Source organism: Sulfurospirillum sp. UCH001, from assembly GCF_001548035.1.
GTDB lineage: Bacteria > Campylobacterota > Campylobacteria > Campylobacterales > Sulfurospirillaceae > Sulfurospirillum.
This window is the reverse complement of record NZ_AP014723.1, coordinates 27,743-40,454: the sequence shown is the minus strand read 5'-3', so window position 1 is coordinate 40,454 and position 12,712 is coordinate 27,743. Positions and strand designations below refer to the sequence as shown.

Here is a 12,712-nt window from a genome sequence, read left to right as displayed (position 1 = left end):
TATTTACTCTTTCTTTGAAATATATTGAGGGAAAATAAGACGAAATGTTGTCGGAGAAGAAGCGTTGTACAAGACTAAATCTCCTAAGAGTTTCTCTTTTGCCAATTTTTTAGCAAAATAAAGCCCAATGCCCGAACCTTGGTATTTTTTGGAAATTTTGAATTCTGAGAAGAGGGTTTCTTGCACCTCTTTACTAATGCCTCCACCCCAATCAGAAATATCGATAATAACCTTGCCATATTCAAATGTAACGACAATATGAATCATCTTTTTATGAAATGCCTCTTTACCTTGCAAATCGAGTGCATTTAACGACTCTTTAGCATTTTGAATTAAGACTAAAAGAATTTGCTGAACAAAGTTTTCTATCGAAATGACGCGAATATCTTCAAAACTTTTTTCATCCATTTCAATGTTAATGTTGCTTTTTGTCAATTCAATATAATTCACATGTAAAACGCTTTTGATGCAATCTAACAGAGAAAATTCCGTAGCCGTTTCACTACAACGATAAAAATTACGAAAAATTCCAATGGTTTTGTCCATCAAACTAATGGATTTTTGACACAATTTAAGATTGTTCTCTAACGTTGATTTATCTAAAAGATCCCGTTCTGAGAGATCTAGGGTGCTACTGACCACGAGTGCGGTTGCATTGATGGGCTGACGCAATTGATGATTAATTCCTGAAATCAGCTCACCAATCTCCGAGATGCGAGAACGATGCGCCAGCATAAATTCATACTCTTTTTGTTTACGTTCAACCCTGCGGCGCAAAAATTCATGTGCGCTATTGACAATGATAAGAAGTAAAATAAAACAAAGCAATAACCAAATCGCATGACTTGTCACTCTTTGCCTACTCTCTTGTAAAATATCTTCTTTATCCGTTACAACACCGATATACCAATTGAAACGTTGAAATTTAGATAGCGTAATGACGGCATTTTCAATAATGATTTTTTGGGGTTCATTGGTATTCAAATCGATTTTATTCAAGAAAAATTTTTCTAACTCCTCTTGAAAATGACTTTGTTTAAAAGGGGTTAAGATACTTCCCTCATCGTTACTAATAAAATAAGAGGCGTTTTGAGGAAAGCTCAGTTTTTCAATTTTATCAAACAGCGATTTCGCTTTTAAAATACCACAAAAAACACCCTCAAAATTCTCTTTATACAAAATAGGAGTACAAATGTTGAGTGTTTTTTCTAACAGATACCCATGTACAGACATTCCATAAATCGTTGTCTTTTTTTGTTGCTTGGTATCTAAAAACCATTGTGTTTTTAAAGGCTCAATCCCTGTTCTCTCATCAATATACGTAGGATTTTCACGATAATCATTAAATTTCATTGTATTGACATAAAAGTATCGATCTGGAATGAGAATTTGAATGGCATCAAAGTAACGATTGTCTTGTAAAAAGGTATCCGCAAACGCTTTTAGTTTGTTTTCATCTTGAAATCTTAGATCTTGACTGAGGTATTTCACACTTGATTCTAAGTTATTAATGCGCTCAGATATCCAAGAGGATATCGTATAGTCAATATCTTTGGCAATTAAAACACGGTTTTGATTGGCAAAACTTTTGAGCTCATTTTGTATATGATAAAATCCATTAAAGAGCATAAATACAAAGGCTAGTGTGAAAATAATGATGATATGATAGACTTTATAGTTTTCAATATTTTGAATGAAATGAATAAACACTTTCTTCATTGTCTTCCTTTACCTCAATCACCTCATTATATAGCGTTACACACTAAATCTATCTCAAAAATTGATATAAGAAGAAAATGTATCCCGCCTATGTCGGCGGAATACACACTAAGAACTAAAATTTGTAATTTGCCTTAAACCATAACTCATCCGTATCGGTTTTGGTCACAACATTGGCAGCATTGGTTGCCTCTTTTTCTTGTGTCACATACAGTAATTGTGTTGTCAAACCTTTCACATAAGGAACGGCATACGTTAGGTTCGCTGCATAGGTTGTAAAGTCAGCACTGGTTCCAATAGCTGATGTACCAGTAGTGACTGCCATTTTACCTTGGTCTGTCCATTGGTATTGACCGATGAACGTAAGTCCAGGAATATTCATTTTAGAAAAATCATACGATACTTCTAATTTGTACGCATCACTATTGGCTAATGGTGTCGTATTAAATGGCCCACGAATCATAACACTCGTATAAGCATCGCCGCCAAGTCCGATACTTTCTATCACATCATCTTTTTTACTGTTTGTAGTCGCTGAAAACGAAGCACCGAAACCATTGAGTTCAGAAACTCTAATGCGACCACCAAGCATATGTCCTTCAGCATTTAAAACATCTAAATTGCTACCGGTTTTTGATCCTCTAAAGTTTGCATCAAAACCTAACTTGAACCCATTCATAGGATAAGTATAATTCATTTCAGTGTAATACAAATCAACATCATCAGATGCTAAAGGATTAATAATACTAGTTTTAAGTGCAGCATCCATCGCTCTTACATACTGACCTGTCAATGTTAGATTGGTGATTGACTTGTTGATCGCACCTAAACCATATGCACCATCAAATGCAACACCTGTCGCATTTACAACACCTGCGAACAGTGCTCTTTTCTCAAAAGTTGGCGCATCACCAGCTTCATTTCCCATAACTGCACTGGTTCTACCCTGGGTTTTATTGATATAGTTTGCAAAAACGGTTGTATCAGGTAGGTCATTATTGACAATGGAAACACCTTGGAATGACTCTTTAAAGATACGCGCGTAGTTACCTGCTATGAGAGGAGTATTGATATATTGACGACCAATTTTAATATCTGTTTTACCGATCTTATAACCTAAATACGCTTCTGAAAGTGTTGAACCTGATGCCCACTCTTCATACTTATAAGCTGTTTTTGCATCTGCATCTGCAAAAGGGGTTGCATTGCCTTGGAATGTAACACCCATTCTTAGCCCATAGAATGAATCCGTTACATAGCCTAATTCAATGGCTGTATTAAAGATATTAACATTTCCAGGTTTGTCACCAGCTCTAAAATCTGCTGTTTGATCCCAATACCAAGCTTTTAGTTCACCACTCACTTTACCATTTTTAAACGCATCTGCGAGTGTATCCGCCGCATAAACACTTCCTGAAAGCCCCAAAACAATAGCTGCCGCTACGCTGAGTTTAGCGATTTGCATCCCTTCTCCTTGTGTTACCTGCACATTGGCAAGTTTATATTTAGTTTAAAGAATAAATTTAAACTTATAGTTTCAATTATAAGGATGCATTCTAACCATCTTCTTACCCTAAACTTAATATAAATTGAACAGCTAAAGGCGATAATTCAAAAGCCAAACTAAAAAATTAGGTATAATTGCTTAATTCTTTTAAGGCACTATTTTTTATGATTAATAATGAAATTTTCTACCTCTTTGCCATCATCTCTGTTGGCTATATTTTAGGCAATATCAAAGTCAGAGGCTTCTCGCTTGATGTAACTGCAATGCTTATTGTTGCGCTCATCGCAGGGCATTATGGCATGGTTATTTCTGATGCATTTCAATACTTTGGACTTGCTATTTTTATTTATGCCGTTGGACTTCAGTCTGGTCCTGGTTTTTTTGATACGATCAAACATGAAGGACTTAAACTCAACCTTATTGCAACCGCCCTTTTAGTGTTGCTTTTTGTCATCATTTTTGGATTTGGATACTTTTTTGATATGCCAAAAACGATTGTTGACGGTATCTTTACAGGTGCGCTCACTTCTGTTCCAGCGCTTGCAGCAGCATTAGAGATTAAACACACGGCGACCACTTCAGTTATCTTTGGTCTTGTCTATCCTTTTGGTATCGTAGCAACAGTATTATTTATCCGTGTGCTTCCTGTACTCTTTCGTGTTGATTTGCAAAAAGAAGTTGAAGCGTATGAATCAAGTCAGAAAGTACGTTTCCCTGACATTCATACTCGAAATTTTCGTATTACAAATGAAAATTTTAAAAATACAGAGATTAAAAAATCTAAAATCGAGAGCATGACGTCTACTGTCATTGAGCGTATGACGTCTGATGGGCATGTTGACCACACTACAGACGATGTTTCACTAAGCTATGGTGATGTTATCAGGGTTGCAGGAACGGATGAACAACTGGCAAACCTTAGTATTGTTCTAGGACAAGAAATCGGTGAAGAACATGAGTTCCAAGACAATATGGCGGTTTTAAGACTTCTTACAACAAACAAAGAGATCGTAGGTAAAAAAATTGGCATGATTAAAGAGCTGAAATCTTTACGTGCAGTCATTACCAAAGTAAGACGTGCAGGTATTGATATTCCTGCATACCCCGACCTTACATTGCGCCTTGGTGATAAACTTTATGTCGTTGCACCTGAAACTTATACTGAAAAAGTGACAAAACTTATTGGTAATGACCTTCTAAAATATCCTGCAGCAGACTTCTTGCCTATCTCTTTAGGTGTTGTTTTTGGTATTTTACTTGGAAGTATCCCTTTTTACATCCCAGGGGTAGGTGCTATCAAACTTAGTTTTGTGGGTGGCATTTTGATTACGGCGTTGGTACTTGGCAGGTTAGGGCGTGTTGGACCTATTGTATGGAACCTTTCTCCACATTCAACCACGCTTTTGAAAACACTAGGACAGCTTATCTTCATCGCAACACTTGGAACGAATGCAGGAAAGTACCTTGTAGAATCACTAGAAAACAATGGCATCTTGCCTATCGTCCTTGCGCTTGGTGCACTTATTGTCTCTTTAGGTATCATCACTTTTACATGCCGAACCATTTTAAAGATGAACTTCTTAGATATTTTAGGTCTGCTTTCTGGTGCAATGACATCAACGCCTTCTCTAACTATGGCAAACAATATGACCAAAACAGATTATCCATCTATCGCTTATGCAGCGGTCTATCCTCTTGGCTTAGTATTGGTCATTGTTTTAGCACAACTAGGCATGAAGATAATGTAATATGCAGATGGAAATCCTGACGCATAATCATTGGCTAAACAACTATGTTTTAAACAAAGAGTTTAGCCTTCTTGCGGGGATTTCTTCCAATGCATACCGTTATTGGAAAAATGTCGAAGCCGCAAAATTTGATGATGCTCGTGTCGTTTTTTTACGTAAAGAGAGCATCATCCCTAAGTACAAAGAGGTCATCAAAGAGTGTACCGATCTTACAGGCATGGTCCAATCTCAAGCCTTTTGCAAATACACAGGTCTTGCTCCCTCACACCTTATAGAACACAACAACTCCTGCATTTATAAAATGCTTGAAATCATCGATGTATGCGATGTAAAACTGGTTAATCTCAAAAAATTTTACGATGATTTAAAACTCGAGTACAAATACCATATCTACATCGAAAAATGTAAATATTTTGGACCTTCTCCCTTTGAGAAGAAAATCAACCTCTCAAATGGCATTTGCGTAGGGTACTACTAATCTTAAAATTCTAAAAAATTACAACGTAAATGTCACGCTTCGTTTGTTATAATTTTACATACTTAATCCCGAGGAGAAACTATGTTTGGCGGAAAACGTATAGCAGAGCTAGAAAGTGAAAATCAAGCACTTAAACATGAATTACAAAAGCTCAAAGACTACAATGAAGAACTTCAAAATACAAACCTACGCATAACACAAGAGTCTCAAGAAACGTCTATAGATCAAACCAAAGAAGAATTACTCAGTATTCTTCTAAACAGCTACGAAGATGGAATGAACTTTTTGCAATATACTGTCGAAGAGGGATTAACCATGCTCAACGAGATCAATACACTTAACAGTAGCTCTATGCAAAGAGGTCAAAATGTTGAAAATCAGACAAAAGAGATCATCACTTCTTTGGAAAAAATCCAAGAACTCACTCAAAAGTTTACACACGATGTTGAAAATCTCTCCAGCAGTGTTTCAGCTATTAGTGACATCATCAATCTGATTAAAGACATTTCTGACCAAACCAATCTTTTAGCACTCAATGCGGCTATCGAAGCAGCACGTGCAGGAGAACATGGACGAGGTTTTGCCGTTGTTGCGGATGAAGTGCGAAAGCTTGCTGAACGCACACAAAAAGCAACCCTAGAAGTGGAATCTAACATCAGCATTCTAAAACAAAATACCAATTCGATGGCAGACACCAGTGAGACATTCCAAAAAGAGTCACAAAACTCTATGTCAACACTTGGCACTTTTTCAAATGAAATCCAGGCAATGCTTGCTAACTCAACCAGCATCACCAACAAGTGTGACAATGTCACCAATGAAATCTCTGTAAGCAATGGAAAAATCGACCATATCTTACTCAAACTCAGAGGCTATAACGCTGCTTTAGCACGCAAACAGTCCGACATTTTAGGGCACACCGCTTGCCGCTTTGGAAAATGGTTCTCGAACGTTAGCCAAAGACTAAACCCAAGTGTTGTCAATGAAGTAAGTGAACATCATGTGAAAGTGCATGAAGGTCTCAAAAAAGCCATTGATATTTTTGCCAATAATGGAAATCCACACGATGGTGTCCAAACCTTTAGAAATGTAGAACATTCCAGTAAAGTAGGCTTTGAAAAACTGATAGAAGGCTTCAAAGCGATACGAAAATCTTAAGAGGAAAGGATTAGTGGCTCTAGCAAAAGCCATTAATCCTCCAATAAGCACAAAATCGTTATACTTCCAGTCCTATCCAAAATGGGCAGATGGGAGAGTGGTTTAATCCAGTCGCCTGGAACAGGCGATGTGCCATCACGACACATCTTCACATATCTCGCCATATACCTTCTTCATTTAACTGAATTATCATCCAATACTCTACATAACAAGCTATATATGGAAAATTTTATTAGCACAAGGTTAGCATAGAAAAATTATTGGAGGTGATGATTAATAATCTCATCAATTAGCGCTGTTGTGAAAGTATCTATAGTAATCAATAAATTTATCATGATGAAGCAAGAATTTCAAAAGAATTTCCTTAAGTCCATGCCTGCATACAGTGAGGCGACCTCTTTTTCGTACCCATTGAACATCAAGGTATCTTGTTTCGTGAGTTTGCCGAGTAAGCGCTCTTTGGCTTGTGTCCATCTTGGGTGGTCAACTTGCGGATTGACATTAGCATAAAAGCCGTATTCTTTGGGGTTTTGTTCTTGCCATGTGTTGAGTGGCTCTTTTTCAACGCACTCAATGAGCTCGAGCGACTTGATAGACTTAAAGCCATATTTCCACGGTACAACAAGACGAATGGGTGCGCCATTTTGAGGAAGTAGTCGCTTGCCATACATGCCAACAGCGATGAACGTAAGAGGATGGCGTGCTTCATCCATGCGTAAGCCTTCAACATAGGGGTATTTGATGGCTGAGAAGATGCCTTTGGCTTGGTCTGGAAACATCGCAGGGTCGTAGCGTGTGGTAAACTTCACGTACTTGGCGTTGCTGTTTGGCTCAAGATAATCTAAGAGTTTATAAAGAGGAAAGCCTATCCAAGGTACAACCATCGACCAACCCTCGACACAGCGAAAACGATAGATGCGCTCTTCAAGTCCAAACTTGGCGATGAACTCTTCCACATCAAGAGATTGTGCGGTTTTTATCTCACCGCCTAAGCGAACATTCCAAGGGTTAGTCTTCATCTTTTGGGAGAGTTTGACGGGGGCACCTTTGTCCGTAGAAAACTCGTAAAAGTTGACATAGTTACTGGCTTGCTCAAACGTGTTAAGGGTGAGTTTCTGCGGGTTTGCATCAGGGGTATAGTTTAGATTCGCTTCTTGTGGTAGGTCTGCTAAAAGGTTGGAAATGGCACTACTGCTCACCAGTGCGCCCGCACCTAATTTTAAAAAATAGCGACGTGCTTCAAAAAGAGCTTCAGGGGTGATATTAGCAATACGTGAAATCTTCATAATAGTACCTATATAAGTATTTATACGTTAGGAAACTGCAAATAAAAGGTCGTTTCCTTATTTGGAATAGATTCAATCCAAACTTTAATGTGATACATTTCACACACAGAATTAACAATGTCCAATCCTATTCCGAAACCTCCAACAGTAGTACTCCTTCGTTCAAAACGCTTGAAAATGTTTTTTTTATTTTCTTCGCTAATGCCTATACCCTTATTGGTAACCGTTAAAAGATGCTCAGAAAGTTTAACGGAAATGGTTGTTTTAGGATAACTGTATTTGATAGCATTTGATAAAAGATTATGAATGACTTTTTGAATACGAGACTTATCTATATGAATAAATGTTGTTTGAAGTTGCGCAGTAATCGTATTTTCTTTTGTTGCGGCTATCTCGTTGAAGTAGCTAACGCTTTCTTGAATTAAAAGAGCAAGATCAAATGATTCTTCAAATACTTCGTCAATATCGTTAAAAGCAATATAACTTAAGCTATTGTAAATCTGCGAAATGAGTTTCGTACTAATAGAAATATGATTAATAACGCGCCTATCTGGAAAAGAACTTTGTTTGAGATTTGAGACGCTCATCATCAAAGCAGCTATAGGAGTATTGAGTTCATGTGAACTATCTTTGATGAATTTATTGAGTTTGTCAATACGCGAATGAACAGGCTTAAGCAAAAATCGACTTAAAAAATAACCCTCAATACCAACAAAAATAGAAGATATCAAAATACTTAAGGCAATAATAAAATTTAATTTGAATATTTCTTGTTCACTCTTTTTTTCATCGACAACAATATAGGCGACTTCATTGATAGGACTTGATAGCTCGTGAAAAGTGTAACGCGCAGTATCCAAATCAGAAATTTGACTATTTACATTTGAAAAAAGAGGTTTTTTCCCCTTATCTAGCAATACGACATTAAAAAAGTCTTTTGGTGGATGAAATTCATAAGGTACTTTATCCATTTCTGCTTGCATAAGCTCTTTCTCGTAGCTCATGATGACAGTTTTAATTTCCATCGTACGTTTTTCGTGAATTTTATTTGTTTCATTATTGTGATATAAAATGGCAATAATAATCATGAGAATAAGTGCTGAAGATGTATAAATGATTAAAAATCCCAATAATGCTTTAAGTTCTTCTCTATTCAAAAATATATCCATTCCCTCTAACGGTTTGAATTTTTTCTTTGCCTAAAATATTGCGTAAATTTTTAATATAGACTCTAATGGTAGCTTCACTGGGCATTTCATGGTAATCCCATAAATTTTGGATGAGTTCTTCTGAAGAAATGACTTTCCCTTTTTGATTACACAGATAAAGTAAAATTTTACACTCTTTACGCGTGAGTGTGTAGGATATTTCATCTACAAACAAGCGATTTTTAGAAACGATTAGCAAAATATTATCGTCTAATTTTATAGCTTCTTCATTGACAATATGAAACCGTTTTTGAATATTTTTAATTCTTAAATCAAGCTCTTCAAGATCAAATGGTTTTTTAATATAGTCATCACACCCATTTTCAAAACTTTTTTTTAAATGAGCGGTATCTTGAAATGCAGTTATAACAATGGCAGGAGTATTGTTTTGATAGGTACGAATTTCTTTAAGAAGGTCGATACCACTTAATTTTGGAACATTAATGTCAAGAATCAAAAGGTCAAATTTTTGATCGTTTAGTGTATTACAAGCAAGTTGTCCATCATTGAAATGAGTTGTTTGATGCATATGTTTATTCAAATGACAAAGCAGAATATCAGATAAAATAGGATCATCTTCTAGTAATAAAATTTTCATCAAATACCCTTTGGTTATTGTACCAATTATACCATAGCCTCAAGAAGCTATGGTATAGATGAAGTTTATTTCCTTCTTTCGGCAAAGAAGTAATCTAAGCTGATTTTTCCCGCACCAAAGGAACTGAGTATGCCAAGAAAAATTAGATAGTAAAGAGGAATTTCATAACCTCCATCTGCTGCACTAAAACCATTAGGCAGGTGTACAGTAATGATTGCAACAATCATAATAACACTTAGGGGTAATGAAATCCACCTTGTAAATAATCCCAAAGTTAACAAAATAATACCTAAGGTTTCAGTACCTACCGTGATATAAGCCATGGGTGAAGATAATGGTATACCAAGTGTACTAAACCAATCGGCAACTGATTGAATATCTTCTAGTTTTCGTATTGCTGGTTCATAAAATCCATATGCCAATGCGAATCGTACACCTAGCAAAATACTCGATTGTTGAATATTAACCATATTCATTTTAAATTATTTTTTTTCTCCACCGCACTTAGCAGCACCACATTTTGCATCAGCAGGTTTTTTCGCATCAGCAGACATCTTATCACCACCACACTTTGCATCAGCAGGTTTTTTCATCTCTTTTGAGTCTTTAGTAGAGTTCATGTCACCTCCACATTTACCATCAGCTGCCATAGCACCACTTACAAACATTGTAGCTACTAATAATGCTACAAGAGGCTTAACTCCAGAAAATACTTTCATGAAAATCTCCTTTTATTGGGTTTTGGATAGTGAAAGTATAATGATTTTTTGTGTAGTGATTATGTAGTTTTATTACACAAACGTTTTACAAGAGTGTGTTAGAATGTTCGGTATGAAGAGACGAACCTTTATAGCACTTATTGCTACATCACCTGTATTTTTGAGAATCAATATGCAAGCTAAAGAAATTCCTACGCATGCATGGAAAACTATTGCAAGTGTTCAAGACACTTTATTACCCAAAACTGAACACATGCCATCTGCACAAGATATCAACGCACTTTTTTATTTGGTATCGAACTGTTCATCTGAGTATTTTGATGCAAATGATTTAGACTTCCTAATAAAAGGAGCTTCTATGTTTCATCAAAATTTTCCAGATTTCTCGCATAAAGACACTGAATCTAAAAATAAAATTTTAGAAATAGCAACTGAAAGTGATTTCTTAGAAAAATGGTTATCAAAACTTATTTATTATACGATTGAAGCTATGTTTAGTGACCCTATATATGGAGGAAATACTCATGAGTTAGGGTGGACTTCAACCTTGCATACCACGGGAAATCCTCGTCCCATAAATAAATATGGAAGAAAAATATGAATTATGATATTTGTATTATAGGTAGTGGAGCTGGAGCTGGGCCACTTGCTTATGAACTTTCGCATGCTGGAAAAAAAGTGGTTATTCTTGAAAAGGGCGATATTTATAGCGAACAAGATTTTTCAAAGGATGAAATCGCTTATACGAAACGAAATATTTTTACGCCACAACTAAGCGATGAATACCATACGATTGAAACGTTGGAAGAGGGAAAATGGATAAAAACACCTACTTATGAAAATAATTGGAATTTTTGGAATGGTAGTCTTTTGGGAGGATCCTCCAACTTTATGAGTGGCTTTTTTCATCGTTTGAAACCAAATGACTTTAAGTTGAAATCTATTTATGGCATGTATGATGGAGCTAACATTGAAGATTGGCCTATAAGTTATGAAGAGATTGAACCTTACTATGATTTAGTAGAAAAAATTGTTGGTGTTTCAGGGCATGTTACCGAACATGTTCATCAAGAACCAAGAAGCACTAACACATATCCATATCCTCCTTTGGCAGAACACCCAATTGTTGAAAAATTTGACACGGCATGTAAAGCTTTAAATTTTACCCCTTTCATGACACCAAGAGCTATTCTGTCAGAATCTAAAGAGAATCGAAATCCCTGTTACTATTCTAACTATTGCGGTTCTTATGCATGTTCAAGTGGTGCAAAAGGAAGCTCAAGAGCTGCTTTAATTCAGCCTGCTTTAGCCACAGGGAATTTACATATTATAGCAAATGCATTTGTCGTAAAATTGGAAACAGATCATACGCAAAAGGTAAAGAAAGCACTCTATCTTACAAAAGAAGGTACTCAAAAAGAGATAAAAGCAAAGCTCTTTATCCTTGCAGCACAAGCGGTCGAGAGTTCACGTTTGCTGTTAAATTCCAAAAATGCAGCATTTCCGAACGGGTTAGCCAATTCTTCAGGAGCTGTTGGGAAAAATCTTCTCTTTTCAGGCGGAGGCATGGGGTCTGGGGAATTTGATTTGAGCCATTTTAGTCAAGAAGTTCTTTTACAATCAGGGCTTTTCGTGAATCGTGCTTTAAAAGATTGGTATTTCACGCCAAAATTTAAAGGCGGATTGATTGATTTTTTATTTGAGCATTCTAATCCAATTCGACGTGCCAATAGCTTGAAATGGGAAAATGATAAATTAATCTTTGGACAAAAGCTTCAAGATAAAATCTATCAAACATTTACAACAAAAAGAGTTCTTAATTTTGAAATATTTAATGATTGGATGCCTAATGATAACTGTTTTGTATCCGTTGATGAGAAATATAAAGATAAATATGGAATCCCAGTTGCAAATATACGAATAGGGGCTCATCCAGAAGATGTCAGAGTAGGAGAATTTTTAGCGACAAAAGCTGTAAGACTACTTGAGCAGATGGGTGCCAAAAATATATCATACACAATCTCTCCGTTACCATCTCAAAATCTTCAAGCAGGAGGATGCCGCTTTGGAGATAACCCTAAAAAACATGTGCTTAATCGTTATTGCCAAAGCCATGATATTTCTAACCTTTTTGTAACAGATGGTAGTTTTATGCCAACAGGAGGAAGTGTTCCTTACACATGGACTATTTATGCGAATGCATTCCGTGTTGCTGATTACATCAAACAAATATTAAAGTAGTGCAATAGACACAATGTAACTCTATGTAGCTATTGCCTTGTAAGTTTTAG

12 protein-coding genes are annotated in these 12,712 nt (G+C 36.2%); 5 read left to right on the top strand and 7 right to left on the bottom strand.

The genetic code is table 11. The features are described 5' to 3' along the window. Window positions 1-3 precede the first annotated feature (3 nt). Window positions 4-1,719 (bottom strand): sensor histidine kinase, encoded by a 1,716-nt coding sequence (locus UCH001_RS00200; RefSeq protein ID WP_067172664.1) that lies wholly within the window; start codon window positions 1,717-1,719, stop codon window positions 4-6. A gap of 115 nt (window positions 1,720-1,834) precedes the next feature. Beyond that, window positions 1,835-3,184 (bottom strand): OprD family outer membrane porin, encoded by a 1,350-nt coding sequence (locus tag UCH001_RS00195; protein WP_067172661.1) that lies wholly within the window; start codon window positions 3,182-3,184, stop codon window positions 1,835-1,837. 206 nt (window positions 3,185-3,390) lie between these two features. Between UCH001_RS00195 and UCH001_RS00190 the strand changes: the two genes are divergently transcribed. The 3 genes from UCH001_RS00190 (at window position 3,391) to UCH001_RS00180 (ending at window position 6,610) form a co-directional block, all read left to right on the top strand. After that, window positions 3,391-4,974: an aspartate:alanine exchanger family transporter gene (locus UCH001_RS00190; protein WP_067172658.1), complete on the top strand. Its 1,584-nt coding sequence runs from the start codon at window positions 3,391-3,393 to the stop codon at window positions 4,972-4,974. Between the two features lies 1 nt (window position 4,975). Next, on the top strand, window positions 4,976-5,452 hold the full coding sequence (locus UCH001_RS00185; RefSeq protein ID WP_067172655.1) for a cysteine permease: 477 nt from the start codon (window positions 4,976-4,978) through the stop codon (window positions 5,450-5,452). Between the two features lie 81 nt (window positions 5,453-5,533). After that, window positions 5,534-6,610, top strand: a complete 1,077-nt coding sequence (locus UCH001_RS00180; RefSeq protein ID WP_067172652.1) for a methyl-accepting chemotaxis protein — start codon at window positions 5,534-5,536, stop codon at window positions 6,608-6,610. A gap of 350 nt (window positions 6,611-6,960) precedes the next feature. Here UCH001_RS00180 and msrP read toward each other — a convergent pair whose 3' ends face one another. The 5 genes from msrP to UCH001_RS00155 all read right to left on the bottom strand — a co-directional run bounded on the left by msrP (window position 6,961) and on the right by UCH001_RS00155 (window position 10,421). Then, window positions 6,961-7,896, bottom strand: a complete 936-nt coding sequence (msrP, locus tag UCH001_RS00175) for a protein-methionine-sulfoxide reductase catalytic subunit MsrP (RefSeq protein ID WP_067172650.1) — start codon at window positions 7,894-7,896, stop codon at window positions 6,961-6,963. A 20-nt stretch (window positions 7,897-7,916) separates the two neighbouring features. Next, window positions 7,917-9,053: a HAMP domain-containing sensor histidine kinase gene (locus UCH001_RS00170; protein WP_067172647.1), complete on the bottom strand. Its 1,137-nt coding sequence runs from the start codon at window positions 9,051-9,053 to the stop codon at window positions 7,917-7,919. Beyond that, entirely contained in the window at window positions 9,046-9,702 is a 657-nt protein-coding gene (locus UCH001_RS00165) for a response regulator transcription factor (RefSeq protein ID WP_067172645.1), read from the bottom strand. Before UCH001_RS00165 ends, UCH001_RS00170 begins: the two co-directional genes overlap by 8 nt. Window positions 9,703-9,767: 65 nt before the next feature. Next, window positions 9,768-10,178, bottom strand: coding sequence for a DoxX family protein (locus UCH001_RS00160; protein ID WP_067172642.1), 411 nt, complete (start codon window positions 10,176-10,178; stop codon window positions 9,768-9,770). 6 nt (window positions 10,179-10,184) lie between these two features. Further along, window positions 10,185-10,421, bottom strand: coding sequence for a hypothetical protein (locus UCH001_RS00155; RefSeq protein ID WP_067172640.1), 237 nt, complete (start codon window positions 10,419-10,421; stop codon window positions 10,185-10,187). A 112-nt stretch (window positions 10,422-10,533) separates the two neighbouring features. On the opposite strand from UCH001_RS00155, the gene UCH001_RS00150 reads away from it, so the two are divergent. Continuing rightward, on the top strand, window positions 10,534-11,022 hold the full coding sequence (locus tag UCH001_RS00150) for a gluconate 2-dehydrogenase subunit 3 family protein (protein WP_158508919.1): 489 nt from the start codon (window positions 10,534-10,536) through the stop codon (window positions 11,020-11,022). Beyond that, a complete protein-coding gene (locus UCH001_RS00145; RefSeq protein ID WP_067172635.1) occupies window positions 11,019-12,662 on the top strand; it encodes a GMC family oxidoreductase in 1,644 nt (547 codons plus the stop codon). The genes UCH001_RS00150 and UCH001_RS00145 overlap by 4 nt, the downstream gene beginning before the upstream one ends. Window positions 12,663-12,712 lie beyond the last annotated feature (50 nt).

Bases quoted from the DNA above. Each gene is read 5' to 3' on its own strand.
- UCH001_RS00200 (WP_067172664.1), bottom strand. From the start codon at position 1,719: ATGAAGAAAGTGTTTATTCATTTCATTCAAAATATTGAAAACTATAAA.
- UCH001_RS00195 (WP_067172661.1), bottom strand. From the start codon at position 3,184: ATGCAAATCGCTAAACTCAGCGTAGCGGCAGCTATTGTTTTGGGGCTT.
- UCH001_RS00190 (WP_067172658.1), top strand. From the start codon at position 3,391: ATGATTAATAATGAAATTTTCTACCTCTTTGCCATCATCTCTGTTGGC.
- UCH001_RS00185 (WP_067172655.1), top strand. From the start codon at position 4,976: ATGCAGATGGAAATCCTGACGCATAATCATTGGCTAAACAACTATGTT.
- UCH001_RS00180 (WP_067172652.1), top strand. From the start codon at position 5,534: ATGTTTGGCGGAAAACGTATAGCAGAGCTAGAAAGTGAAAATCAAGCA.
- msrP (WP_067172650.1), bottom strand. From the start codon at position 7,896: ATGAAGATTTCACGTATTGCTAATATCACCCCTGAAGCTCTTTTTGAA.
- UCH001_RS00165 (WP_067172645.1), bottom strand. From the start codon at position 9,702: ATGAAAATTTTATTACTAGAAGATGATCCTATTTTATCTGATATTCTG.
- UCH001_RS00160 (WP_067172642.1), bottom strand. From the start codon at position 10,178: ATGAATATGGTTAATATTCAACAATCGAGTATTTTGCTAGGTGTACGA.
- UCH001_RS00155 (WP_067172640.1), bottom strand. From the start codon at position 10,421: ATGAAAGTATTTTCTGGAGTTAAGCCTCTTGTAGCATTATTAGTAGCT.
- UCH001_RS00150 (WP_158508919.1), top strand. From the start codon at position 10,534: ATGAAGAGACGAACCTTTATAGCACTTATTGCTACATCACCTGTATTT.
- UCH001_RS00145 (WP_067172635.1), top strand. From the start codon at position 11,019: ATGAATTATGATATTTGTATTATAGGTAGTGGAGCTGGAGCTGGGCCA.